Source organism: Paraburkholderia sp. J63, from assembly GCF_905220245.1.
Taxonomy (GTDB): Bacteria; Pseudomonadota; Gammaproteobacteria; order Burkholderiales; family Burkholderiaceae; genus Paraburkholderia.
Window position 1 is genome coordinate 115194 of sequence record NZ_CAJMZF010000016.1, and the last position, 21529, is coordinate 136722.

The 21529-nt window shown below is 64.1% G+C and carries 21 protein-coding genes and 1 tRNA gene; 21 read left to right on the forward strand and 1 reads right to left on the reverse strand.

Annotated features, from left to right (window positions below; all coding sequences use genetic code 11):
• Positions 1–48 precede the first annotated feature (48 nt).
• The 3 genes from U5775_RS19005 to U5775_RS19015 all read left to right on the forward strand — a co-directional run bounded on the left by U5775_RS19005 (position 49) and on the right by U5775_RS19015 (position 3470).
• A complete protein-coding gene (locus U5775_RS19005) occupies positions 49–702 on the forward strand; it encodes a phosphatidylserine decarboxylase (protein WP_035534386.1) in 654 nt (217 codons plus the stop codon).
• 11 nt (positions 703–713) lie between these two features.
• The gene (gene pssA, locus U5775_RS19010) at positions 714–1589 is read left to right on the forward strand and encodes a CDP-diacylglycerol--serine O-phosphatidyltransferase (protein ID WP_322059631.1); all 876 of its coding nucleotides are present in this window, start codon (positions 714–716) and stop codon (positions 1587–1589) included.
• Between the two features lie 336 nt (positions 1590–1925).
• The gene (locus U5775_RS19015) at positions 1926–3470 is read left to right on the forward strand and encodes a 2-isopropylmalate synthase (RefSeq protein ID WP_322059632.1); all 1545 of its coding nucleotides are present in this window, start codon (positions 1926–1928) and stop codon (positions 3468–3470) included.
• Positions 3471–3605: 135 nt separating this feature from the next.
• Here U5775_RS19015 and U5775_RS19020 read toward each other — a convergent pair whose 3' ends face one another.
• Entirely contained in the window at positions 3606–4148 is a 543-nt protein-coding gene (locus U5775_RS19020) for a hypothetical protein (protein ID WP_322059633.1), read from the reverse strand.
• 219 nt (positions 4149–4367) lie between these two features.
• Between U5775_RS19020 and U5775_RS19025 the strand changes: the two genes are divergently transcribed.
• From U5775_RS19025 to nuoK, 18 genes are all read left to right on the forward strand, one after another.
• A complete protein-coding gene (locus U5775_RS19025) occupies positions 4368–5672 on the forward strand; it encodes a branched-chain amino acid ABC transporter substrate-binding protein (RefSeq protein ID WP_322059634.1) in 1305 nt (434 codons plus the stop codon).
• 186 nt (positions 5673–5858) lie between these two features.
• The gene (gene rpsO / locus U5775_RS19030) at positions 5859–6128 is read left to right on the forward strand and encodes a 30S ribosomal protein S15 (protein WP_027795476.1); all 270 of its coding nucleotides are present in this window, start codon (positions 5859–5861) and stop codon (positions 6126–6128) included.
• Positions 6129–6484: 356 nt separating this feature from the next.
• Positions 6485–8632: a polyribonucleotide nucleotidyltransferase gene (gene pnp / locus U5775_RS19035; protein ID WP_322059635.1), complete on the forward strand. Its 2148-nt coding sequence runs from the start codon at positions 6485–6487 to the stop codon at positions 8630–8632.
• A gap of 94 nt (positions 8633–8726) precedes the next feature.
• Positions 8727–9743 carry an NAD(P)H-quinone oxidoreductase gene (locus U5775_RS19040; protein WP_322059636.1) on the forward strand — a complete coding sequence of 339 codons (1017 nt, stop codon included), beginning with the start codon at positions 8727–8729 and terminating at the stop codon, positions 9741–9743.
• Positions 9744–9911: 168 nt separating this feature from the next.
• Positions 9912–10694 (forward strand): triose-phosphate isomerase, encoded by a 783-nt coding sequence (gene tpiA, locus U5775_RS19045; protein WP_322059637.1) that lies wholly within the window; start codon positions 9912–9914, stop codon positions 10692–10694.
• Positions 10695–10796: 102 nt separating this feature from the next.
• Positions 10797–11195, forward strand: a complete 399-nt coding sequence (gene secG, locus U5775_RS19050) for a preprotein translocase subunit SecG (RefSeq protein ID WP_322059681.1) — start codon at positions 10797–10799, stop codon at positions 11193–11195.
• A 111-nt stretch (positions 11196–11306) separates the two neighbouring features.
• A tRNA-Leu gene (locus tag U5775_RS19055) sits at positions 11307–11391 on the forward strand.
• Positions 11392–11552: 161 nt separating this feature from the next.
• Positions 11553–11912, forward strand: coding sequence for an NADH-quinone oxidoreductase subunit A (gene ndhC, locus U5775_RS19060; RefSeq protein WP_028218518.1), 360 nt, complete (start codon positions 11553–11555; stop codon positions 11910–11912).
• A gap of 79 nt (positions 11913–11991) precedes the next feature.
• Positions 11992–12471 carry a NuoB/complex I 20 kDa subunit family protein gene (locus U5775_RS19065; protein ID WP_027819582.1) on the forward strand — a complete coding sequence of 160 codons (480 nt, stop codon included), beginning with the start codon at positions 11992–11994 and terminating at the stop codon, positions 12469–12471.
• 22 nt (positions 12472–12493) lie between these two features.
• A complete protein-coding gene (locus tag U5775_RS19070; protein ID WP_322059638.1) occupies positions 12494–13099 on the forward strand; it encodes an NADH-quinone oxidoreductase subunit C in 606 nt (201 codons plus the stop codon).
• A gap of 9 nt (positions 13100–13108) precedes the next feature.
• Positions 13109–14362 carry an NADH-quinone oxidoreductase subunit D gene (locus U5775_RS19075; protein WP_322059639.1) on the forward strand — a complete coding sequence of 418 codons (1254 nt, stop codon included), beginning with the start codon at positions 13109–13111 and terminating at the stop codon, positions 14360–14362.
• A gap of 150 nt (positions 14363–14512) precedes the next feature.
• On the forward strand, positions 14513–14998 hold the full coding sequence (nuoE, locus tag U5775_RS19080) for an NADH-quinone oxidoreductase subunit NuoE (protein WP_322059640.1): 486 nt from the start codon (positions 14513–14515) through the stop codon (positions 14996–14998).
• Positions 14995–16323 (forward strand): NADH-quinone oxidoreductase subunit NuoF, encoded by a 1329-nt coding sequence (gene nuoF / locus U5775_RS19085; RefSeq protein ID WP_322059641.1) that lies wholly within the window; start codon positions 14995–14997, stop codon positions 16321–16323. Before nuoE ends, nuoF begins: the two co-directional genes overlap by 4 nt.
• A gap of 108 nt (positions 16324–16431) precedes the next feature.
• Complete coding sequence (nuoG, locus tag U5775_RS19090) at positions 16432–18765, forward strand: NADH-quinone oxidoreductase subunit NuoG (RefSeq protein WP_322059642.1); 2334 nt, start codon at positions 16432–16434, stop codon at positions 18763–18765.
• Positions 18766–19830 carry an NADH-quinone oxidoreductase subunit NuoH gene (gene nuoH / locus U5775_RS19095; protein ID WP_322059643.1) on the forward strand — a complete coding sequence of 355 codons (1065 nt, stop codon included), beginning with the start codon at positions 18766–18768 and terminating at the stop codon, positions 19828–19830.
• 14 nt (positions 19831–19844) lie between these two features.
• Positions 19845–20333 carry an NADH-quinone oxidoreductase subunit NuoI gene (gene nuoI / locus U5775_RS19100; protein WP_322059644.1) on the forward strand — a complete coding sequence of 163 codons (489 nt, stop codon included), beginning with the start codon at positions 19845–19847 and terminating at the stop codon, positions 20331–20333.
• Between the two features lie 174 nt (positions 20334–20507).
• Positions 20508–21203 (forward strand): NADH-quinone oxidoreductase subunit J, encoded by a 696-nt coding sequence (locus U5775_RS19105; protein ID WP_322059645.1) that lies wholly within the window; start codon positions 20508–20510, stop codon positions 21201–21203.
• 17 nt (positions 21204–21220) lie between these two features.
• Positions 21221–21526, forward strand: coding sequence for an NADH-quinone oxidoreductase subunit NuoK (nuoK, locus tag U5775_RS19110; protein WP_006052894.1), 306 nt, complete (start codon positions 21221–21223; stop codon positions 21524–21526).
• The last annotated feature ends 3 nt before the right edge of the window (positions 21527–21529 follow it).

Here is a 21529-nt window from a genome sequence, read left to right on the forward strand (position 1 = left end):
GGGCGGCTTTTGCTATCCTACGGTTTTTAAAATAACAGCGAAGCCACCATGAATTACCCTCATCCGATCATCGCGCGCGAAGGCTGGCCGTTCATCGCCATTGCGGCCGTCGTCGCGCTCCTGATCCATGCGGTCGCAGGCTTCGGGCTCGCATGGCCGTTCTGGCTGATCCTGATCTTCGTCGTCCAGTTCTTCCGCGATCCGCCGCGCCCGATTCCCACCCAGGCCAACGCCGTGCTGTGCCCCGCCGACGGCCGCATCGTTGCGGTCGAAACCGCGCACGACCCGTACGCCAACCGTGAAGCGCTCAAGATCAGCGTGTTCATGAACGTGTTCAACGTGCACTCGCAGCGCTCGCCCGTGGACGGCGCCGTCGCGAAGGTCGAATACTTCCCGGGCGCCTACCTGAACGCCGCCATCGACAAGGCCTCGACCGAGAACGAGCGCAACGCCGTCGTGCTCACGATGGCCGACGGCACGACCGTCACCTCGGTGCAGATCGCCGGCCTCATCGCGCGCCGCATTCTCTGCTACGTACGCGCCGGCGAGCCGCTCTCGCGCGGCCAGCGCTACGGCTTCATCCGCTTCGGCTCGCGTGTGGACGTCTATTTGCCCGTGGGCAGCCGCCCGCGTGTCTCGATCGGCGAAAAGGTCTCCGCCTCGTCGACGATCCTCGCCGAACTGCCCACGCAATCGGCATAAGGAGGGTAGCGATGGCCGGACTCAAACCGCGTCGACCCCGCAATCCCGCCGGCGCGCCGTTGCCGCGCCCGTTTCGCCGCAACAAGGCGGTTCAGGATCCCGTGGGCGTGGCCGCGAGCCGCCGCGCCGCGCGCCAGGACTTCCTGAAGAAGCGCGGCATCTACCTGCTGCCCAACGCGTTCACCACCGCGGCGCTGTTCTGCGGCTTTTTCGCGGTGGTGCAGGCCATGAACGTGCGCTTCGAGGTGGCGGCCATCGCCATCTTCGTGGCGATGGTGCTCGACGGCATGGACGGGCGCGTCGCGCGCATGACGCACTCGCAGAGCGCGTTCGGCGAGCAGTTCGACAGCCTTTCGGACATGGTCTCGTTCGGCGTGGCGCCCGCGCTCGTGATGTACGAGTGGGTGCTCAAGGACCTCGGGCGCTGGGGCTGGCTGGCGGCCTTCGTCTACTGCTCGGGCGCCGCGCTGCGCCTCGCGCGCTTTAACACCAACATCGGCGTGGTGGACAAGCGCTTCTTCCAGGGCCTGCCGAGCCCGGCCGCGGCGGCGCTGATCGCGGGCTTCGTCTGGCTCGCCACCGACAACCGCGTGCCGGTGAAGCTCGCCTGGCTGCCGTGGGTGGCTTTCGTGCTGACGATCTACGCGGGCGTCACGATGGTCTCGAACGCGCCGTTCTACAGCGGCAAGGCGCTCGACGTGCGGCACCGCGTGCCGTTCGCGGCCACGCTGCTCGTGGTGGTGGCGTTCGTGCTCGTCTCGTCCGATCCGCCGTTGATGCTGTTCGGCTTGTTCGTGCTCTATGGCCTTTCGGGCTATGTGTTCTGGGCCTGGCAGGGCATACGCGGGCGCGCGAATCCGGCGCGCTCCTCGCCGCGCGAGCGTTAGGGCGCTGGCCTCGGGCAACTAGCAGGCACGCCGCAGGCAAACGCACCAGGGGCCGCGCACGAGCGCGGCCCTTTTTTATTCCGCCTCCCGGAACGGCGGACCGTTGCCAATTGCGCTATCGCCGGATTCCGGCTATAGTCGGCGGCATGGACACCATCCAGTTCCCCCTCTCTTCTCTTCAAGCCGGCGCGTCCCTACGCACGCTAGCGCTAGCGCGCCTGCCGCGCTGATCTCGCTCGCCCTCCGTAAGCCTCGTTCATTGTCAGCGTCGCCATCGGTGGCGCGAACACCCAAAATCCGTTTTAGACACTGAACAAGTCCCCCTGGAGACCCGAAATGGCAGCAGACAAGCTCATCATTTTCGATACGACGTTGCGTGACGGCGAGCAGTCGCCCGGTGCGTCGATGACGAAAGAAGAGAAGATCCGTATCGCGAAGCAACTCGAGCGCATGAAGGTCGACGTCATCGAAGCGGGCTTCGCGGCCAGCTCGAATGGCGACTTCGACGCGATCCACACGATCGCCGGCATGATCAAGGACAGCACGATCTGCTCGCTCGCCCGCGCCAACGACAAGGACATCCAGCGCGCCGCCGACGCGCTCAAGCCCGCCGACCACTTCCGCATCCACACGTTCATCGCCACCTCGGCGCTGCACATGGAGAAGAAGCTGCGCATGTCGCCCGAGCAGGTGCTCGAGCAGGCGAAGCTGGCCGTGCGTTACGCGCGCAAGTTCACGAACGACGTGGAGTTCTCGCCCGAAGACGGCAGCCGCTCGGACCTGGACTTCCTGTGCCGCGTGCTCGAAACGGTGATCGCGGAAGGCGCGACCACGATCAACATCGCCGATACGGTGGGCTACGGCATTCCGGAGCTCTACGGCAACCTCGTGAAGACGCTGCGCGAGCGCATTCCGAATTCCGACAAGGCCGTGTTCTCGGTCCACTGCCATAACGATCTCGGCATGGCCGTCGCGAACTCGCTGGCCGGCGTGCAGATCGGCGGCGCGCGTCAGATCGAGTGCACGATCAATGGTCTCGGCGAGCGCGCGGGCAATACGTCGCTCGAAGAAATCGTCATGGCCGTGAAGACCCGCAAGGACTACTTCGGCCTCGATCTCGGCATCGACACCACGCAGATCGTGCCGGCTTCGAAGCTCGTCTCGCAGATCACCGGTTTCGTGGTGCAGCCGAACAAGGCCGTGGTGGGCGCGAACGCGTTCGCGCACGCGTCGGGCATCCACCAGGACGGCGTGCTCAAGGCGCGCGACACCTACGAGATCATGCGCGCGGAAGACGTGGGCTGGACCGCGAACAAGATCGTGCTCGGCAAGCTCTCGGGCCGCAACGCGTTCAAGCAGCGCCTCCAGGAACTGGGCATCGCGCTCGACAGCGAAGCCGAGCTCAACAACGCGTTCGCACGCTTCAAGGAACTGGCCGACCGCAAGGCCGAAATCTTCGACGAAGACATCATCGCGATCGTCACCGAGGAATCGGCTGAAGCGCAGGAGAAGGAGCACTTCAAGTTCCTCTCGCTCGCGCAGCATTCGGAGACGGGCGAGCGTCCGCACGCGCGCGTCGTGTTCTCGGCCGACGGCAAGGAAGTGACCGGCGAAGCGGCGGGCAACGGCCCCGTGGACGCCACGCTCAACGCCATCGAAACCGAAGTGGGCAGCGGCTCGGAACTGCTGCTCTACTCGGTGAACGCGATCACGACGGGCACCCAGGCGCAGGGCGAAGTGACGGTGCGTCTGTCCAAGGCGGGCCGCATCGTCAATGGCGTGGGCACCGATCCCGATATCGTCGCGGCTTCGGCGAAGGCGTATATCTCGGCGCTCAACAAGCTCTACTCGGGCGACAAGCTCAATCCGCAGCGCTCGTAAGCGGTGGGGCAGCGGGGCGCTTTGCCCCGCGTGCGCCGATCCATGAAAAACCCCCGCGCTCGCGAAGAGCGCGGGGGTTTTGCTTTGGTTCGACCGGCTGATTCGCTACCGAGGCGTTTCGAATGCCTCCCGCGCTCAGAACAGATTGCGCCGGTCGGGGTCGTGCAGCGGGTCGGGCGTTTTTTGCGTGAGGCGCAGGATGCCCTGATCGTCGAAATAGAAGCTGTAGAGCATGTACCAGACGCCGTCTTCGAGGTAGCGATAGGTCCAGGCTTCGCGCTTCATCAGCGGGAAGTAGGCCGTTTCTTCCGGGCGGCCGAAATTCACGAGCACGTCGGTGCGCGTCCATTTGCCGATCTCGGCCTTGTAGAACTCGTTGGGTTGCAGCACCTGGCGCACGTTGACGACTTTGCCGCTGGCGTCGATGTCGGCGGCGACGGTGATTTCGCCCATCGGCTGGGTGGGCCACATCAGGCGCTTGCCGCCGTTGGGCAGGTCGTAGACCTCGCCGGGCTGGCCGAAGCGCGCGATCACGGACTGGGCGTCGTCGCCCGCGTGGAATTGCTGCCACGGCGGCACGCAGCCGGCCAACGCGAGCGCGCCCAGGCTGGCGACGAGCGCACGGCGCGTGGCGCGCGGCAGGCGCGTCGCGATGGCGGATGAAAGGCGATTGAGCATGAAGTCCCCCGATGGCACGTGCGCGCTGGACGCCGTGCGGATTCGAAGCTGGGTTCGAACTGTCCGGAACCCTCTCTGGAACCGTTATTTTGACACGTCGGGATGGCGACGGCTTGCGGCGGTGCGCATGGGCGTCCTATGATCCGCGCTTCATACGGCGAGGCTCGTACAGGAAGAACGGAGAGGGAAGAGCGCATGAAGGCAGGCACGAAGGGACGTATGAAGGAACGATGGACCCGCGCGGCGGCGGCCCTGCTGGCTGCGGCCGCGTTGGGCGCGGGACTGATGGCTGCCGGCGCGCACGCGGCGAGCGCCGGGACGCCCGCCGGCAAGCCGATCCAGCTTGCGCTGATCGAGGGCATGTCGGGGCCATTCGCGGACGCCGGCGCGGCCGTCGAGCGCAATCTGCGCTTTGGCGTGGAGCGCGTGAATGCGCGCGGCGGCGTCATGCTCGCGGACGGGCGCCATCCGCTCGAACTGGTCGTGCTCGACAGCAAGGGCAGCACCGAGGCGGCGCTGATGCAACTGCGCGCGGCAGCCGATCGCCACATCGGCTTCGTCCTGCAGGGCAACAGTTCGGCGGTGGCGGCGGCGCTCGTGGCGGCCATCGATCGCCAGAACGCGCGCGAGCCCGGTAACCGCGAGCTGTTCCTCAACTATTCGGCGGATGACCCCGCGCTCACCAACGCGGACTGCAGCTTTTGGCACTTCCGCTTCGACGCGCACGCGGGCATGCGCGTGGACGCGCTCGCGGACGTGATCGCCGCCGATCATTCCATCAAGAAGGTCTACCTGCTGAATCAGGATTACAGCTTCGGCCACGACGTGAGCACGCTCGCGCGCGCAGCGCTGGTGAAAACGCGCCCCGACATTGCCGTGGTGGGCGACGAATTCCATCCGATCGGCCGGGTGAAGGATTTCACGCCGTATATCGCGAAGATTCGCGCGGCCGGCGCGGACGCCGTCGTCACCGGCAACTGGGGCAACGACCTCACGCTGCTCGTGAAGGCGGCGCGCGAACAGGGGCTCGATGCGAAGTTCTATACGTTTTATGGCAACAGCCTTGGCGCGCCGGCGGCGCTCGGCGAGGCGGGCGTCAAGCGCGTGATCGCCGTGGCCGACTGGCATCCGAACGCGGGCGGCGCGGCCTCCGACGCCTGGTACGCGGCGTTCCGCGCGCGCTACCCGGCGGTGCAGGACGACTATCCGGTGCTGCGCATGACGATGCTCGTCGAGATGCTCGCCCAGGCCATGACGAAGGCGGGCTCGGCGCAACCGGAGGCGGTGGCGAAGGCGCTGGAAGGGATGCGCTACAGGGGCGACGAAAGCGCCTTCCATCCGATGTGGATGCGCGCCGCCGATCATCAGGCGATCCAGCCCCTTTACGTGATGCAGATGGACAAGCAGGGCACGCCCGGCGTGCGCTACGACAACGAAGGCTCGGGCTACGGCTTTCGCACGGTGCTGGCGCTGCCCGCGGAGCGCACGATTCCGGCAACCGTCTGCAAGATGAAGCGGCCTTGAATTCCGGCGCGAACAAGCGGAGTGGTCCCAGCGGTGTCCCCTGAATCGCCTCGCACAGGCCGGCTTCGCGGCGAATCGGGCCTGTGCTACAATACGCCCCTTGTCGTAATCCACGGCAAGTCAGCAACAACACTCACGGCACGGCCATTCTTCCGTGACCGCTTGTTTGTTTTAAAGGAAAAGCAAATGTCCGTAGCAGATATCAAGAAGTCCGACATCGTCGCGCAGTTCGCGCGCGGCACCGGCGACACGGGTTCGCCCGAAGTTCAGGTTGCACTCCTGACGTCGCGCATCAATGAACTGACTGGTCACTTCAAGTCGCACGCGAAGGACCACCACAGCCGCCGCGGCCTGCTGCGCATGGTGAGCCGCCGTCGCAAGCTGCTCGACTACCTGAAGGGTAAGGACGCAGATCGTTACCGCGCACTGATCGAGAAGCTGGGTCTGCGCAAGTAATCGCAAGGTCTTGCAGAAAGATGCCTGTGTCAGTTCCACTGATGCAGGCATTTTGTTTTTGAACGGTACGCTTCATACGATGCGTGCCGGATAGCAGTACGAAGCAGTAAACCACGCAGTCAATCTGCAGCAGGACGTGCAGTAAAAGCAGCAGGACCGGGCCTCGGGGCAGAGCTTTGTGTCATTCCATCGAGTCGTGCGCGACAACAGGTCACGTGCGCGTAGCGTCGCCGTGGCATCCGCGCGATCCGCTGGAATGGCATAACACTCCTCTACCTGCGCGGTGCCGGATTCTGTCTTGCCGTGTCGTTCGCGTGTGCGGGCGGCGCATAACAAATGAGTAAGGAGTGAGTGACATGACCATGTTCAATAAAGTCGTGAAGGAATTCAAATGGGGCCAGCACAATGTTCGCCTCGAAACGGGTGAGATCGCCCGTCAGGCGAGCGGTGCTGTCATCGTCGACGTCGAAGACACTGTCGTGCTCGCGACCGTCGTCGGCGCGAAGACCGCGAAGCCGGGTCAGGACTTCTTCCCGCTCACCGTCGACTACATCGAAAAGACCTATTCGGCCGGCAAGATCCCGGGCGGCTTCTTCCGCCGCGAAGGCCGTCCGTCGGAAGGCGAGACGCTGATCTCGCGCCTGATCGACCGTCCGCTGCGTCCGCTGTTCCCGGAAGGCTATTACAACGAAGTCCAGGTCGTGATCCACGTCCTGTCGATCAACCCGGAAGTCCCCGCTGACATCCCCGCGCTGATCGGCGCGTCGGCTGCGCTCGCGATCTCGGGTCTGCCGTTCAACGGCCCGGTGGGCGCCGCTCGTGTCGCCTACATCAACAACGAGTACGTGCTGAACCCGACGCGCGCGCAGATCAAGGAATCGCGCCTCGACCTCGTCGTGGCCGGTACGGAACGCGCGGTGCTGATGGTGGAATCGGAAGCCGACCAGCTGCCCGAAGACGTGATGCTCGGCGCGGTCGTGTTCGGCCACGAGCAGATGCAAACGGCCATCGACGCGATCCACGAGCTCGTGCGTGACGGCGGCAAGCCCGAATGGGACTGGCAGCCGGCGCCGAAGGACGAAGCGCTGATCGCGCGTGTCACCGACATCGCTTACAACGACCTGCTCGGCGCGTATCAACTGCGCGACAAGCAGCAGCGCTCGACCAAGCTGAAGGAAGTCTATTCGGCGACGTCGAAGAAGCTCGAAGAAGAAGCGGCTGCGGCCGGCACGACGGCGGCCGACAAGGCCACGGTCGGCAACATCGTGTTCGATCTCGAAGCGAAGATCGTGCGCTCGCAGATCCTGAACGGCGAGCCGCGTATCGACGGCCGCGACACGCGCACCGTGCGTCCGATCGAGATCCGCACCGGCGTGCTGCCGCGCACCCACGGCTCGGCGCTGTTCACGCGTGGCGAAACGCAGGCGCTGGTCGTGGCGACGCTCGGCACCAAGGGCGACGAGCAGATCATCGACGCGCTCGAAGGCGAGTACCGCGACCGCTTCATGCTTCACTACAACATGCCCCCGTTCGCGACCGGCGAAACGGGCCGCGTGGGTTCGCCCAAGCGCCGTGAAATCGGCCACGGCCGTCTCGCCAAGCGCGCGCTCGTCGCGTGCCTGCCGAGCGCCGAAGAGTTCGGCTACTCGATCCGCGTCGTGTCGGAAATCACCGAGTCGAACGGTTCGTCGTCGATGGCTTCGGTCTGCGGCGGCTGCCTCGCGCTGATGGACGCCGGCGTGCCGATGAAGGCGCACGTCGCGGGCATCGCGATGGGCCTGATCCTCGAAGGCAACAAGTTCGCCGTGCTGACCGACATCCTCGGCGACGAAGATCACCTCGGCGACATGGACTTCAAGGTCGCGGGTACGGAAGCTGGCGTGACCGCGCTGCAGATGGACATCAAGATCCAGGGCATCACCAAGGAAATCATGCAGGTCGCCCTCGCGCAAGCGAAGGAAGGCCGTATGCACATCCTCGGCAAGATGACCTCGGCGGTCTCGGGCGTGAACACGGAACTGTCGGCCTACGCGCCGCGCATGATCACCATCAAGATCAACCCGGAAAAGATCCGCGACGTGATCGGCAAGGGCGGTTCGGTGATCCGCGCGCTGACCGAAGAAACGGGCACCACGATCGACATCTCCGACGACGGCGTCGTGACCATCGCTTCGACGTCGAGCGAAGGCATGGCCGAAGCGAAGAAGCGCATCGAGAACATCACGGCCGAAGTGGAAGTGGGCCAGGTGTACGAAGGCGCGGTTCTCAAGCTGCTCGACTTTGGCGCGATCGTGAACCTGCTGCCGGGCAAGGACGGCCTGCTGCACATCTCCGAAATCGCCAACGAGCGCATCAAGGACATCAACGACTACCTGAAGGAAGGCCAGATCGTGAAGGTCAAGGTCATCCAGACGGACGAGAAGGGCCGTGTGCGCCTGTCCGCCAAGGCGCTGCTCAACGAAGCAGCCGCTAACGGCGCACCGCAGGGCGAGCCGCAGCAGTAAGGCGGTTCCCCTAAACGGCCGGCACGCGATCAGCGCGCCGGCCGTTTTTTTATGAGAATGTGAAGTCGAAGTCCAGGCCCTTGGGAGACGTGAGATGAAGGCTGTCGAGATTACCGAATTCGGTGCACCGGACGTGCTCAAGCTGACCGAGCGCCCGACGCCCGAGCCGAAGGCCGGCGAAGTGCTGATCAAGGTGAGCGCGTCGGGCGTCAATCGCCCCGACGTATTCCAGCGCAAGGGCTCGTACGCGCCGCCGCCGGGTATTTCCGACCTGCCGGGGCTCGAGGTGGCGGGCGAGATCGTCGGCGGGACGATCGACGAAAAGAACAATCCGTTCGGGCTGAAGATGGGCGACCGTGTCTGCGCGCTGATCGCGGGCGGCGGCTATGCCGAGTACGTGGTGGCGCCGCTCGGCCAGTGTCTGCCGGTGCCGAAGGGGCTCACGGACATCGAAGCGGCTTCGTTGCCCGAGACCTTCTTCACGGTCTGGAGCAACGTGTTCCAGCGCGCCTTGCTCGGTAAGGGCGAGGGCGGCGAGAACGAGACCCTGCTCGTGCAGGGCGGCTCGAGCGGGATCGGCGTGACGGCGATCCAGATCGCGCATGCGCTCGGCTTTCGCGTCTTCGCGACCGCGGGGTCGGACGACAAGTGCCGCGCCTGCGAGCAACTGGGCGCGGAACGTGCGATCAACTATCGCAGCGAAGATTTCGTCGAGGTCGTGAAGGCGCTCACGAACGATCGCGGCGTGGACGTCATCCTCGACATGGTTGCGGGCGGCTATGTGCCACGCGAGCTTTCTGCGCTCGCCAACGGCGGCCGCATCGTGCTGATCGCGACGCTCGGCGGCTCGAAGGCCGAAGTCAACATGGGCGAGATCCTGCGCCGCCGCCTGACGATTACCGGGTCGACGCTGCGCGCGCGCTCGGTCGAGTTCAAGGCGCAGATCGCGCAGGAATTGAAGACGAATGTCTGGCCGCTGCTCGAAGAGGGCAGGATCAAGCCGGTCGTGTTCCGCGTCTTTCCCGCCGCGCAGGCCGCCGAGGCCCACGCATTGATGGAAAGCAGCGAGCACGTCGGCAAAATCGTGCTCGACTGGGGCCAGGCGTCTTGATGGCGCCGCTGCAGGCCCGCTCCTCGGGCGCTGCAGCGGTTTCGTGCTTGATTCCTCGGGCTTTTTCGAGACTTTTTTCGCGTGACCAGGGCGGGCCAGTTTGACCCGCCTCGATTGCGCGCAGTAAAATCGTGCGTTTTGCGTCCGCTTTTAACAGCAACCGGAACAATGACGAATCAACGATCGAAGCTCGTAGTCGGTAACTGGAAGATGCATGGCCGCCTCGCGGCCAATGCGGCATTGCTCGAAGGCGTCGCGCAGGGTGCGCAGGCGCTGCCGTCCGATGTGCGTGTCGGCGTATGCGTGCCGTTTCCCTATCTCGCGCAGGCTCAGGCGCTGCTCGGCGGCAGCCGGGTGGTCTGGGGCGCGCAGGACGTGTCGGCGCACGAGCAGGGCGCCTATACGGGCGAAGTTGCCGCGGGCATGATCGCCGACTTCGAAGCCGGTTTCGCGATCGTCGGTCACTCGGAGCGTCGCGCTTATCACGGCGAAAGCTCCGAACTCGTCGCGCAGAAGGCGCAGCGCGCGCTCGCGGCCGGCCTCACGCCGATTGTCTGCGTGGGCGAAACGCTGGAAGAACGTGAAAGCGGCGCGACCGAGAAAGTGGTCGGCGCGCAGCTCGACGCGGTGCTGGCGGCGTTGTCGGCCGACGAGGCGGCGCGCATCGTCGTTGCGTACGAGCCGGTCTGGGCGATCGGCACGGGCAAGAGCGCGACTTCGGCGCAGGCGCAGCAGGTCCACGCGTTCCTGCGCGCGCGGCTTGCCGCGAAGGGCGCACGGGTAGCGGACGTGCCGCTGCTGTACGGTGGCAGCGTGAAGCCGGAGAATGCGGCGGAGCTCTTCCGTCAGGCCGATATCGATGGCGGCCTGATCGGCGGTGCAGCGCTGAAGGCGACAGATTTCCTCGCGATTTGCGCGGCCGCTGGGGCGGGCGCGAGCGTCGCGGGATAAAAATAAGGCTCGGGCATGGCGCCTCTCTGGTGAGACGCGTGCCGGCTGCATATGCGCATGCCTCCGGGGAGGCTGCGCTCAACAAGGACTCAGGTGAGTGTGATGCTGTATTTGAAAACGTTGATTATCGTCGTCCAGATTCTGTCGGCGCTCGGGGTGATCGGCCTCGTCCTGCTGCAGCACGGCAAGGGCGCCGATATGGGCGCCGCATTTGGCAGCGGCGCCTCGGGCAGCCTGTTCGGCGCGAGCGGTTCGGCGAACTTTTTGTCGCGTACCACGGCCGTTCTCGCAACGGTGTTTTTCGTCTCGACGCTTGCATTAACGTACTTGGGGTCGTATCATTCGAAGCCTTCGGCAGGCGTGCTGGGCGCTGCGGCTCCCGCCCCGGTCGTGGCTTCGGCTCCGGTTGCTGCATCGGTTCCTGTGGCTTCTGCGGCAAGCGCTCCGGCGGCAGCGCCGGCCGCGGCGGCATCGAACCCCGGTAACGACGTACCGAAATAATTCTGAAAAACTTGTTTTTGTGCATTGAACAAATGACGGGAACAAGTTAGAATTTAAGTCTTGAAGCGATTCGCGGGTTTCAATAAATTGTTGTCCCGGATTGCATGTAGTGCCGACGTGGTGAAATTGGTAGACACGCTATCTTGAGGGGGTAGTGGCGAAAGCTGTGCGAGTTCGAGTCTCGCCGTCGGCACCAATGTTATCTAAAAAATGCCAGCCGCTTGCTTCAGCTTCGGCTGGCATTTTTGCTTTATACGTCGTGTTCGTTTCGATCGCAGCGCGAAGTACGTAAAGTGATTCCCGCAGAGCGACTTGAAGTTCCTGCGGAACCTCAGAACCAACCGATAGAGGATAGCCTTGAATCTCGCTACCTATTACCCCGTCCTGTTGTTCCTTCTCGTAGGTCTTGGTCTGGGCGTAGCGCTGGTCTCAATTGGCAAGATCCTTGGTCCCAACCGGCCCAACAGCGAAAAAGATTCGCCGTACGAGTGCGGCTTCGAAGCGTTCGAAGACGCGCGCATGAAGTTCGATGTACGGTACTACCTCGTGGCCATTCTCTTCATCATCTTCGACCTCGAAACGGCATTCCTGTTTCCGTGGGGCGTTGCCCTGCGCGACATCGGCTGGCCCGGTTTTCTGTCGATGATGCTGTTTCTGCTCGAATTCCTGCTGGGCTTCGCCTACATCTGGAAAAAGGGCGGACTCGACTGGGAATGAGGGGTTAATCGCCGGATAGCGGATAGCATGGGCGGCGCTGCGGGTACACTGCAGGCCGTCCGTCTGGAGTGGAAAGCACATGAGTATCGAAGGGGTCTTGAAGGAAGGGTTTGTCACCACCACGGCTGACAAGCTGATCAACTGGACGCGCACTGGCTCGCTGTGGCCGATGACGTTCGGCCTTGCGTGTTGCGCGGTCGAGATGATGCACGCGGGCGCGGCCCGCTACGACCTCGACCGCTTCGGCGTGGTGTTCCGCCCGAGCCCGCGCCAGTCCGACGTGATGATCGTGGCCGGCACGCTGTGCAACAAGATGGCGCCCGCGCTGCGCAAGGTCTACGACCAGATGGCCGAGCCGCGCTGGGTGATCTCGATGGGGTCGTGCGCCAATGGCGGCGGCTACTACCACTATTCGTACTCGGTCGTGCGCGGTTGTGACCGCATCGTGCCCGTCGACGTCTATGTGCCGGGCTGTCCGCCGACAGCGGAAGCCCTCGTGTATGGGGTGATCCAGCTGCAGGCCAAGATCCGCCGCACCAGCACCATCGCCCGTCAATAAAGGCCAAGCGCCTCCCCACAATATGGCAAGCAAACTCGAGACCCTGAAAGCGAACCTCGAAGCGGCCCTTGGTGCGCGCGTCGTCAGCCTCACCGAAGCGCTCGGTGAGTTGACCTTGGTCATAAAATCAGTAGATTACCTCGGCGTGGCGACGGAGCTCCGCGACAATCCGTCGCTCCGCTTCGAGCAGTTGATCGATCTGTGCGGCGTCGACTATCAGACGTACGGCGACGGCGCGTGGGAAGGCCCGCGCTTCGCGGCGGTGTCGCATCTGCTCTCCATCACGAACAACTGGCGCTTGCGCCTGCGCGTGTTCGCGCCGGACGACGACGTGCCCATCGTCCCCTCGCTCGTCGAGATCTGGAATTCGGCCAACTGGTACGAGCGCGAGGCGTTCGACCTGTTCGGCATCGTCTTCGAAGGTCACCCCGACCTGCGCCGCATCCTGACCGACTACGGTTTCATCGGCCACCCGTTCCGCAAGGACTTCCCGGTTTCGGGCTACGTCGAGATGCGTTACGACCCGGAGCAGAAGCGCGTGGTCTATCAGCCGGTCACGATCGAGCCGCGCGAAATCACGCCGCGCGTGATCCGCGAGGATCGCTACGGCGGTCTGAGGAAACACTAAGAGGGTCGCATGTCAGAGATCAAGAACTACACGCTCAACTTCGGCCCGCAGCACCCGGCAGCGCACGGCGTGCTGCGTCTCGTGCTCGAGCTCGACGGCGAAGTGATCCAGCGCGCCGATCCGCACATCGGCCTGCTCCATCGCGCGACGGAAAAGCTCGCCGAGAACAAGACCTTCATTCAGTCGGTGCCGTACATGGACCGTCTCGACTATGTGTCGATGATGGTCAACGAGCACGGCTATGTGATGGCCATCGAAAAGCTGCTCGGTATCGAGGTGCCGGTGCGCGCGAAGTACATTCGCGTGCTGTTCGACGAAATCACGCGCGTGCTGAACCACCTGATGTGGATCGGCTCGCACGCGCTCGACGTGGGCGCGATGGCGGTGTTCCTCTACGCGTTCCGCGAGCGCGAAGACCTGATGGACGTCTACGAGGCTGTCTCGGGCGCGCGCATGCACGCGGCGTACTACCGTCCGGGCGGCGTCTATCGCGACCTGCCTGACGCGATGCCGCAATACAAGGCGTCGAAAATCCACAACGAGAAGGCGCTCGCCAGGATGAACGAGGCGCGCCAGGGCTCGCTGCTGGACTTCATCGACGACTTCTTCACGCGCTTCCCCGGCTGCGTCGACGAGTACGAAACGCTGCTCACCGACAACCGCATCTGGAAGCAGCGTCTCGTGGGCATCGGCGTGGTGAGCCCTGAGCGCGCCATGCAGCTCGGTCTCACGGGCGCGATGCTGCGCGGTTCGGGCATCGAATGGGACCTGCGCAAGAAGCAGCCGTACGAGGTCTACGACCAGATGGATTTCGACATCCCGGTGGGCGTGAACGGCGACTGCTACGACCGCTATCTCGTGCGCGTCGAGGAAATGCGCCAATCCACTCGCATTGCGAAACAGTGCATTGAGTGGCTGCGCAAGAATCCGGGCCCGGTGATGATCGACAATCACAAGGTTGCGCCGCCCTCGCGCGTGAACATGAAGTCGAACATGGAAGAGCTGATTCACCACTTCAAGCTCTTCACCGAAGGTTTCCACGTGCCCGAAGGCGAGGCCTACGCAGCCGTGGAGCATCCGAAGGGTGAATTCGGCATCTACCTGGTGTCGGATGGCGCGAACAAGCCGTATCGTCTGAAGATCCGCGCGCCGGGTTATGCCCATCTGTCCGCGCTCGATGAAATGGCGCGCGGTCACATGATTGCCGACGCGGTCACGATCATCGGCACGCAGGACATCGTGTTCGGCGAAATCGACCGCTAGGCAGCAAACTGCTGTGCGCCGGGTCGGAAGGGCGCACGGCGAAATACCGGGAACGCCACGTCTGTCGCAGCGAGCAGCCAGGCTAACGCGCGGCGGGTGTTTGTGTGGCGGGAATTGCAACGGTAGGAAATGAAAGAGTCGTGTCTGAAAATGATCTCAGCTGAAGGCCTGAAAGAAATCGATCGCGCGTTGACGAAGTACCCCGCCGATCAGCGACAGTCCGCCGTGATGGCGGCTTTGGCCGTTGCTCAGGAAGAGCATGGCTGGCTGTCCCCCGAAATCATGCAGTTCGTGGCCGACTACATCGGCATGCCGCCTGTCGCGGTCCAGGAAGTCGCCACGTTCTACACGATGTTCGAGACCCACCCGGTCGGCAAGTACAAGATCACGCTCTGCACGAACCTGCCGTGCCAGCTCGGCCCGGAAGGCGGCTCGGAAAGCGCCGCCGAATACCTGAAGCAGAAGCTCGGAATCGACTTCGGCGAAACCACGCCCGACGGCAAGTTCACCTTGAAGGAAGGTGAGTGCATGGGCGCGTGCGGCGATGCGCCGGTGATGCTCGTGAACAACCACCGCATGTGCAGCTTCATGAGCCGCGAGAAGATCGACCAGCTGCTCGAGGAGCTTTCGAAATGACTTCGTTGCACGACCGTCACATCAAACCCCTGATTCTCGCGGGCCTGAACGGCGAGAACTGGCATCTCGAAGATTACGTCGCGCGCGGCGGCTACAAGCAGCTGCGCCGCATCCTCGAAGAGAAGATTCCGCCCGAGCAGGTGATCGCCGACGTGAAGGCCGGCGGCTTGCGCGGCCGTGGTGGCGCAGGCTTCCCGACGGGCCTGAAGTGGAGCTTCATGCCGCGTCAGTTCCCGGGCCAGAAGTACCTCGTCTGCAACTCGGACGAAGGCGAGCCGGGCACGTTCAAGGATCGCGACATCCTGCGCTGGAACCCGCATTCGGTGATCGAAGGCATGGCCATCGGCGCCTACGCGATGGGCATTACCGTGGGCTACAACTACATCCACGGCGAGATTTTCGAGGTCTACCGCCGCTTCGAGGCCGCGCTTGAAGAAGCGCGCCAGGCGGGCTATCTCGGCGACAACATTCTCGGCACCGACTTCTCGTTCCAGTTGCACGCGCACCATGGCTATGGCGCGTACATCTGCGGCGAAGAAACCGCGCTGCTCGAGTCGCTCGAAGGCAAGAAGGGCCAGCCGCGCTTCAAGCCGCCGTTCCCGGCGAGCTTCGGCGTGTACGGCAAGCCGACCACGATCAACAACACCGAGACTTTTGCGGCGGTGCCGTTCCTGTTGAGCGTCGGTCCGCAGACCTACATGGAGCTCGGCAAGCCGAACAACGGCGGCACCAAGATCTTCTCGATCTCGGGCGACGTGGAGCGTCCGGGCAACTACGAGATTCCGCTCGGCACGCCGTTCGCGACGCTCATGGAGCTCGCCGGCGGCATGCGCGGCGGCAAGAAACTGAAGGCCGTGATTCCGGGCGGCTCGTCGGCGCCGGTCATTCCGGGCGACCTGATGATGCAGACCGACATGGACTATGACTCCATCGCCAAGCAGGGCTCGATGCTCGGCTCGGGCGCGGTCATCGTCATGGACGAGACGCGCTGCATGGTGCGCTCGCTGCTGCGTCTGTCGTACTTCTATTACGAAGAGTCGTGCGGTCAGTGCACGCCGTGCCGTGAGGGTACGGGCTGGCTGTATCGCGTCGTGAACCGCATCGAGCACGGCCAGGGCCGCCAGGAAGACCTGGACCTGCTGAACTCGGTGGCGGGCAACATCATGGGCCGCACGATCTGCGCGCTCGGCGACGCGGCGGCCATGCCGGTGCGCGGCATGCTCAAGCATTACTGGGACGAATTCGAATATCACGTGCACAACAAGCGTTGTCTCGTCGGCGGACATGCCGGCTCGCACGCGGCTACGGAAACAGTGGCCGCCTGAAGGGCGAGTGCAGAGGCAAGGCGTGTTGAGCGCGAACCGCGTGGCGGAACGCAACGGGGTAGACCGCTGTGAAATTGGGCGGTAACAGGTTAGGGACGATTAACCATCATGGTTGAACTTGAAATAGACGGCAAGAAGGTGCAGGTGCCCGAGGGCAGCATGGTGATCCAGGCTGCGCAGCGGGTCGACACGTACATTCCGCACTTCTGCTATCACAAGAAGCTGTCGATCGCGGCCAACTGCCGGATGTGTCTCGTCGATGTCGAGAAGATGCCGAAGGCCGTGCCCGCGTGCGCGACGCCGGTCTCGCAAGGCATGGTCGTGCGCACGATGTCGGAAAAGGCTGTGCAGGGTCAGCAAGCCGTGATGGAGTTCCTGCTGATCAACCACCCGCTCGACTGCCCGATCTGCGATCAGGGCGGCGAATGCCAGCTGCAGGATCTGGCGGTCGGCTACGGCAAGTCGGCCTCGCGCTACAGCGAAGAAAAGCGCGTCGTGTTCCACAAGAACGTCGGTCCGCTCATCTCGATGGAAGAGATGACGCGCTGCATCCACTGCACGCGCTGTGTGCGCTTCGGCGACGAAATCGCCGGCGTGATGGAGCTCGGCATGCTCGGCCGCGGCCAGCATTCGGAAATCACCTCGTTCGTCGGCAAGACGGTGGACTCGGAGCTCTCGGGCAACATGATCGACCTGTGCCCGGTCGGTGCGCTCACGAGCAAGCCGTTCCGCTTCTCCGCGCGGACCTGGGAACTGTCGCGCCGCAAGTCGGTGAGCCCGCACGACTCGACGGGCGCGAACCTCGTCGTGCAGGTGAAGAACAACCGCGTGATGCGCGTGCTGCCATTCGAGAACGAAGCCATCAACGAGTGCTGGATCTCGGACAAGGACCGCTTCTCGTATGAAGGCCTGAACGCCGAAGACCGCCTCACGCGCCCGATGATCAAGCAGGGCGGCCAGTGGGTCGAGACCGACTGGCAGACCGCGCTCGAATACGTGGTGAAGGGCATCAAGGGCATCAGCGACGAGCACGGCGAGAACCAGCTCGCGCTGCTCGCGAGCCCGCACTGCACGACCGAGGAACTCTATCTCGCGAAGCAGTTCGCGGACGCAATCGGTACGCCGAACGTGGACTTTCGCCTGCGCCAGAGCGACTTCTCGGCGCCGCTCGCGGGCGCGCCGTGGCTCGGCACGAAGATCGCCGAACTCTCGTATGCCGACTCGGCATTCGTGATCGGCTCGTTCCTGCGCCGCGACCACGCGTTGTTCGCCGCGCGTCTGCGCCAGGCTGCGAAGGGCGGCGCACAGGTGTCGTTCCTGAACGCATCGGCCGATGGCTCGCTGATCCCGAACGCGCAGCGCATCGTCTCCGCGCCTTCGGCATGGCTCGACGAGCTCGCGTCGATCGCCGCCGCCGTCGCAGAGGCGAAGGGCGTCGCAGTGCCCGAAGGCTTCGCCGGCGCGCAAGCGAGCGACGCCGCGAAGCAGGTTGCCGCATCGCTCGCGAGCGGCGAGCGCCGCTTCGTGCTGCTCGGCAACGCGGCCGTTCAGCATCCGGAATTCTCGCGCCTGCACGCGGCCGCGCAGTTCATCGCCGAAACCACGGGCGCCACGCTCGGCTTCCTCACGGAAGCGGCCAACACGGTCGGCGCGCACCTCGTGGGCGCACTGCCGGGCCGCGACGGCTTGAACGCTCGCGAAGTGTTCGAGCAGCCGCGCAAGGGCTATCTGCTGTTCAACGTCGAACCCGAGTTCGACACGGCCAACCCGGTTGCCGCGCGCGCCGCGCTCGAGCAGGCCGAGATGGTCGCCGTGTTCTCGCCGTTCAAGACGGGCCTCGACTACGCCGACGTGCTGCTGCCCATCGCGCCGTTCACGGAAACCTCGGGTACGTTCGTCAACGCCGAAGGCACGGTCCAGATCTTCAACGGCGTCGTGCGTCCGCTCGGCGACGCGCGTCCGGCCTGGAAGGTCCTGCGCGTGCTCGGCACGCTGCTCGGCGCGCAAGGCTTCGAATACGACACGTCGGAAGACGTGCGCCGCAAGGCGCTCGGCGACGGCAGCTTCGAAGCGCGTCTGTCGAACAAGACCGAGGCACAAGTCACTCAAGGCAGCCTCGCGAAGGCAGCCGATGACCGCTTCGAGCGCATCTCCGACGTGCCCATCTATCGCGCCGATCCACTCGTGCGCCGCGGCGAAGCGCTGCAGCTCACGATGGCGGCCCGCGTGGCGAACGCCATCGGCTTGCCGGCTGCGCTCTTCGACCAGCTCGGCCTGAAGGAAGGTGACGCCGTGCGCGTGCGTCAGGGCGAGCTCTCGGTGAGCGCGCCCGCGACGCGCGATGCGAATCTTGCGCCGACGGTGGTGCGCGTGTCGGCGGCAACGCCGGCCGCCGCGCAGCTCGGCAGCCTGTTCGGTGAACTGCTGGTGGAGAAGGCGTAAATGAGCTTGTTCGATACGATCAATGCAGGCGGCAGCCAGTTGCTCGGCGTGGCATGGCCCACCGTCTGGGCGCTGGTGCGCATTCTCGTCGTCGCGGTGGTGATCCTGCTGTGCGTGGCCTACCTGATCCTGTGGGAGCGCAAGCTGATCGGCTGGATGCACGTGCGTCTCGGCCCGAACCGCGTCGGTCCGGCGGGCCTGTTGCAGCCGATCGCCGACGTGCTCAAGCTGCTGCTCAAGGAAGTCATTCAGCCCGCGCAGGCGAGCCGCTGGGTCTACATGGTCGCGCCGATCATGGTGGTGGTGCCGGCCTTCGCGGTCTGGGCGGTGATTCCGTTCCAGGCGGGCGCGGTGCTCGGCGACATCAACGCGGGCCTGCTCTACGTGATGGCGATCTCGTCGTTCGGCGTCTACGGCGTGATTCTCGCGGGCTGGGCCTCGAACTCGAAGTACGCGTTCCTCGGCGCGATGCGCGCCGCGGCGCAGATGGTCTCGTATGAAATCGCGATGGGCTTCGCGCTCGTCGTGGTGCTGATGGTCTCGGGCAGCCTGAACCTCTCCGACATCGTCCATGGCCAGATGCGCGGCATGTTCGCGAACTGGGGCATCACGTTCCTCTCGTGGAACTGGCTGCCGCTGCTGCCGATGTTCGTCGTCTACTTCATCTCGGGCATCGCCGAAACGAACCGCCATCCGTTCGACGTGGTGGAAGGGGAGTCGGAAATCGTCGCGGGTCACATGGTCGATTACTCGGGGATGGGCTTCGCGCTCTTCTTCCTCGCCGAGTACATCAACATGATCGTGATCTCGGCGCTGGCCTCGGTGCTGTTCCTCGGCGGCTGGAGCGCGCCGTTCGGCTTCCTCGATTTCATCCCGGGCGTGTTCTGGCTGGTGCTGAAGGTTTTCTGCCTGCTGTCGGTGTTCATCTGGGCCCGCGCGACGTTCCCGCGCTACCGCTATGACCAGATCATGCGTCTTGGCTGGAAGGTATTCATTCCGGTCTGCGTCGTGTGGCTGATCGTGATCGGCTTCTGGTATATGTCGCCGCTGAGCATCTGGAAATAAGGGGCGAACGAGACATGAACGCTATCCAAAACTTTTTCAAGACGTTCTTCCTGACCGAGCTGCTCAAGGGGCTCGCGCTGACGGGGCGCTACACCTTCAAGCGCAAGTTCACAGTGCAGTTCCCGGAAGAAAAAACGCCGATCTCGCCGCGCTTTCGCGGTCTGCATGCGCTGCGCCGCTATGAAAACGGCGAAGAGCGCTGCATCGCGTGCAAGCTCTGCGAGGCCGTGTGCCCCGCGCTCGCCATCACGATCGAGTCGGAGGTGCGCGAGGACAACACGCGCCGCACGACGCGCTACGACATCGACCTGACCAAATGCATCTTCTGCGGTTTCTGCGAAGAGAGCTGCCCGGTCGACTCGATCGTCGAGACGCACATTCTCGAGTATCACGGCGAGAAGCGCGGCGATCTGTATTTCACGAAGGAAATGCTGCTGGCTGTCGGCGACCGCTACGAAGCACAAATTGCGGCGAACAAGGCAGCAGATGCACCGTACCGTTGATCTTCAGTTTGACGCTGCATCGGCCCGCGGTTCGGGCCGGCTGTGGGGAACGCGTGTGCCTGAAAACACCGCGAAGCCGCAGCCCGGGAACCGCGGCGCGACGCTCCCTGGTCTGGCCGCCAGTCTGCGCTGCGCAATCCGCCTTACGATGGCCTCAACGATGAACCAGTAATCATGGAATTCACGACCGTCCTGTTCTACATCTTCGCGCTGTTGCTCACGCTATCAGGGCTGAAGGTGATCACCTCGCGCAATCCTGTCTCGTCCGCGCTCTTCCTCGTGCTCGCGTTCTTCAACGCGGCTGCGGTGTGGATGCTGCTCGAGGCCGAATTCCTCGCGATCCTGCTGGTGCTCGTCTACGTGGGCGCGGTGATGGTGCTGTTCCTGTTCGTGGTGATGATGCTGGACATCAACATCGACGTACTGAGCCGCGACTTCAAGCGCTTCATTCCGGTGGCCACCATCGTGGGCGCGATCATCGTGCTCGAGACCGCGCTGATCCTGTGGCACGGCTACGGCGCGACCACCTCGCCGGTGCCCGACACGTCGGCTGCCGCTGCTGCCTCGGTGTCGAATACGCACCTGATCGGCAAGATCATCTATACCGACTACATCTTCGCATTCGAAATCGCCGGCCTCGTGCTGCTGGTGGCGATCGTCGCGGCCATCTCGCTGACGGTGCGCGAACCGAAGGACGCCAAGCGCCAGAACGTTTCGAAGCAGGTGCGCGTGCGTCGCGAGGACCGCGTGCGCCTCGTGAAGATGCAAGCCGTCAAGGAACTGCCTGAAGTCGCCGAAACCGACCAGGCCGCGGCGGTCGCGACCGGCGTGGCCGCGCCGGTGCAGTCCGGCTCCGGCACCAAGACTTAAGCGAAGAGGAGCGAACCATGCTAACCCTGGCCCATTACCTCGTCCTCGGCGCGATCCTCTTTGCGATCTCGATCGTTGGCATTTTTCTCAATCGGCGCAACGTCATCATCATCCTGATGGCGATCGAGCTGATGTTGTTAGCGGTGAACACGAACTTCGTCGCGTTCTCGCATTACCTCGGTGACGTTCACGGACAGATTTTCGTGTTCTTCGTGCTAACTGTTGCGGCAGCGGAAGCCGCGATTGGTCTGGCTATTCTTGTGACTCTGTTCCGCAGCCTCGACACGATCAATGTCGAGGACCTCGATCAGCTCAAAGGCTAAGGC

Coding starts and splice junctions, on each gene's coding strand:
- U5775_RS19005 (WP_035534386.1), top strand. CDS start 49: ATGAATTACCCTCATCCGATCATCGCGCGCGAAGGCTGGCCGTTCATC.
- pssA (WP_322059631.1), top strand. CDS start 714: ATGGCCGGACTCAAACCGCGTCGACCCCGCAATCCCGCCGGCGCGCCG.
- U5775_RS19015 (WP_322059632.1), top strand. CDS start 1,926: ATGGCAGCAGACAAGCTCATCATTTTCGATACGACGTTGCGTGACGGC.
- U5775_RS19020 (WP_322059633.1), bottom strand. CDS start 4,148: ATGCTCAATCGCCTTTCATCCGCCATCGCGACGCGCCTGCCGCGCGCC.
- U5775_RS19025 (WP_322059634.1), top strand. CDS start 4,368: ATGAAGGAACGATGGACCCGCGCGGCGGCGGCCCTGCTGGCTGCGGCC.
- rpsO (WP_027795476.1), top strand. CDS start 5,859: ATGTCCGTAGCAGATATCAAGAAGTCCGACATCGTCGCGCAGTTCGCG.
- pnp (WP_322059635.1), top strand. CDS start 6,485: ATGACCATGTTCAATAAAGTCGTGAAGGAATTCAAATGGGGCCAGCAC.
- U5775_RS19040 (WP_322059636.1), top strand. CDS start 8,727: ATGAAGGCTGTCGAGATTACCGAATTCGGTGCACCGGACGTGCTCAAG.
- tpiA (WP_322059637.1), top strand. CDS start 9,912: ATGACGAATCAACGATCGAAGCTCGTAGTCGGTAACTGGAAGATGCAT.
- secG (WP_322059681.1), top strand. CDS start 10,797: ATGCTGTATTTGAAAACGTTGATTATCGTCGTCCAGATTCTGTCGGCG.
- U5775_RS19065 (WP_027819582.1), top strand. CDS start 11,992: ATGAGTATCGAAGGGGTCTTGAAGGAAGGGTTTGTCACCACCACGGCT.
- U5775_RS19070 (WP_322059638.1), top strand. CDS start 12,494: ATGGCAAGCAAACTCGAGACCCTGAAAGCGAACCTCGAAGCGGCCCTT.
- U5775_RS19075 (WP_322059639.1), top strand. CDS start 13,109: ATGTCAGAGATCAAGAACTACACGCTCAACTTCGGCCCGCAGCACCCG.
- nuoE (WP_322059640.1), top strand. CDS start 14,513: ATGATCTCAGCTGAAGGCCTGAAAGAAATCGATCGCGCGTTGACGAAG.
- nuoF (WP_322059641.1), top strand. CDS start 14,995: ATGACTTCGTTGCACGACCGTCACATCAAACCCCTGATTCTCGCGGGC.
- nuoG (WP_322059642.1), top strand. CDS start 16,432: ATGGTTGAACTTGAAATAGACGGCAAGAAGGTGCAGGTGCCCGAGGGC.
- nuoH (WP_322059643.1), top strand. CDS start 18,766: ATGAGCTTGTTCGATACGATCAATGCAGGCGGCAGCCAGTTGCTCGGC.
- nuoI (WP_322059644.1), top strand. CDS start 19,845: ATGAACGCTATCCAAAACTTTTTCAAGACGTTCTTCCTGACCGAGCTG.
- U5775_RS19105 (WP_322059645.1), top strand. CDS start 20,508: ATGGAATTCACGACCGTCCTGTTCTACATCTTCGCGCTGTTGCTCACG.
- nuoK (WP_006052894.1), top strand. CDS start 21,221: ATGCTAACCCTGGCCCATTACCTCGTCCTCGGCGCGATCCTCTTTGCG.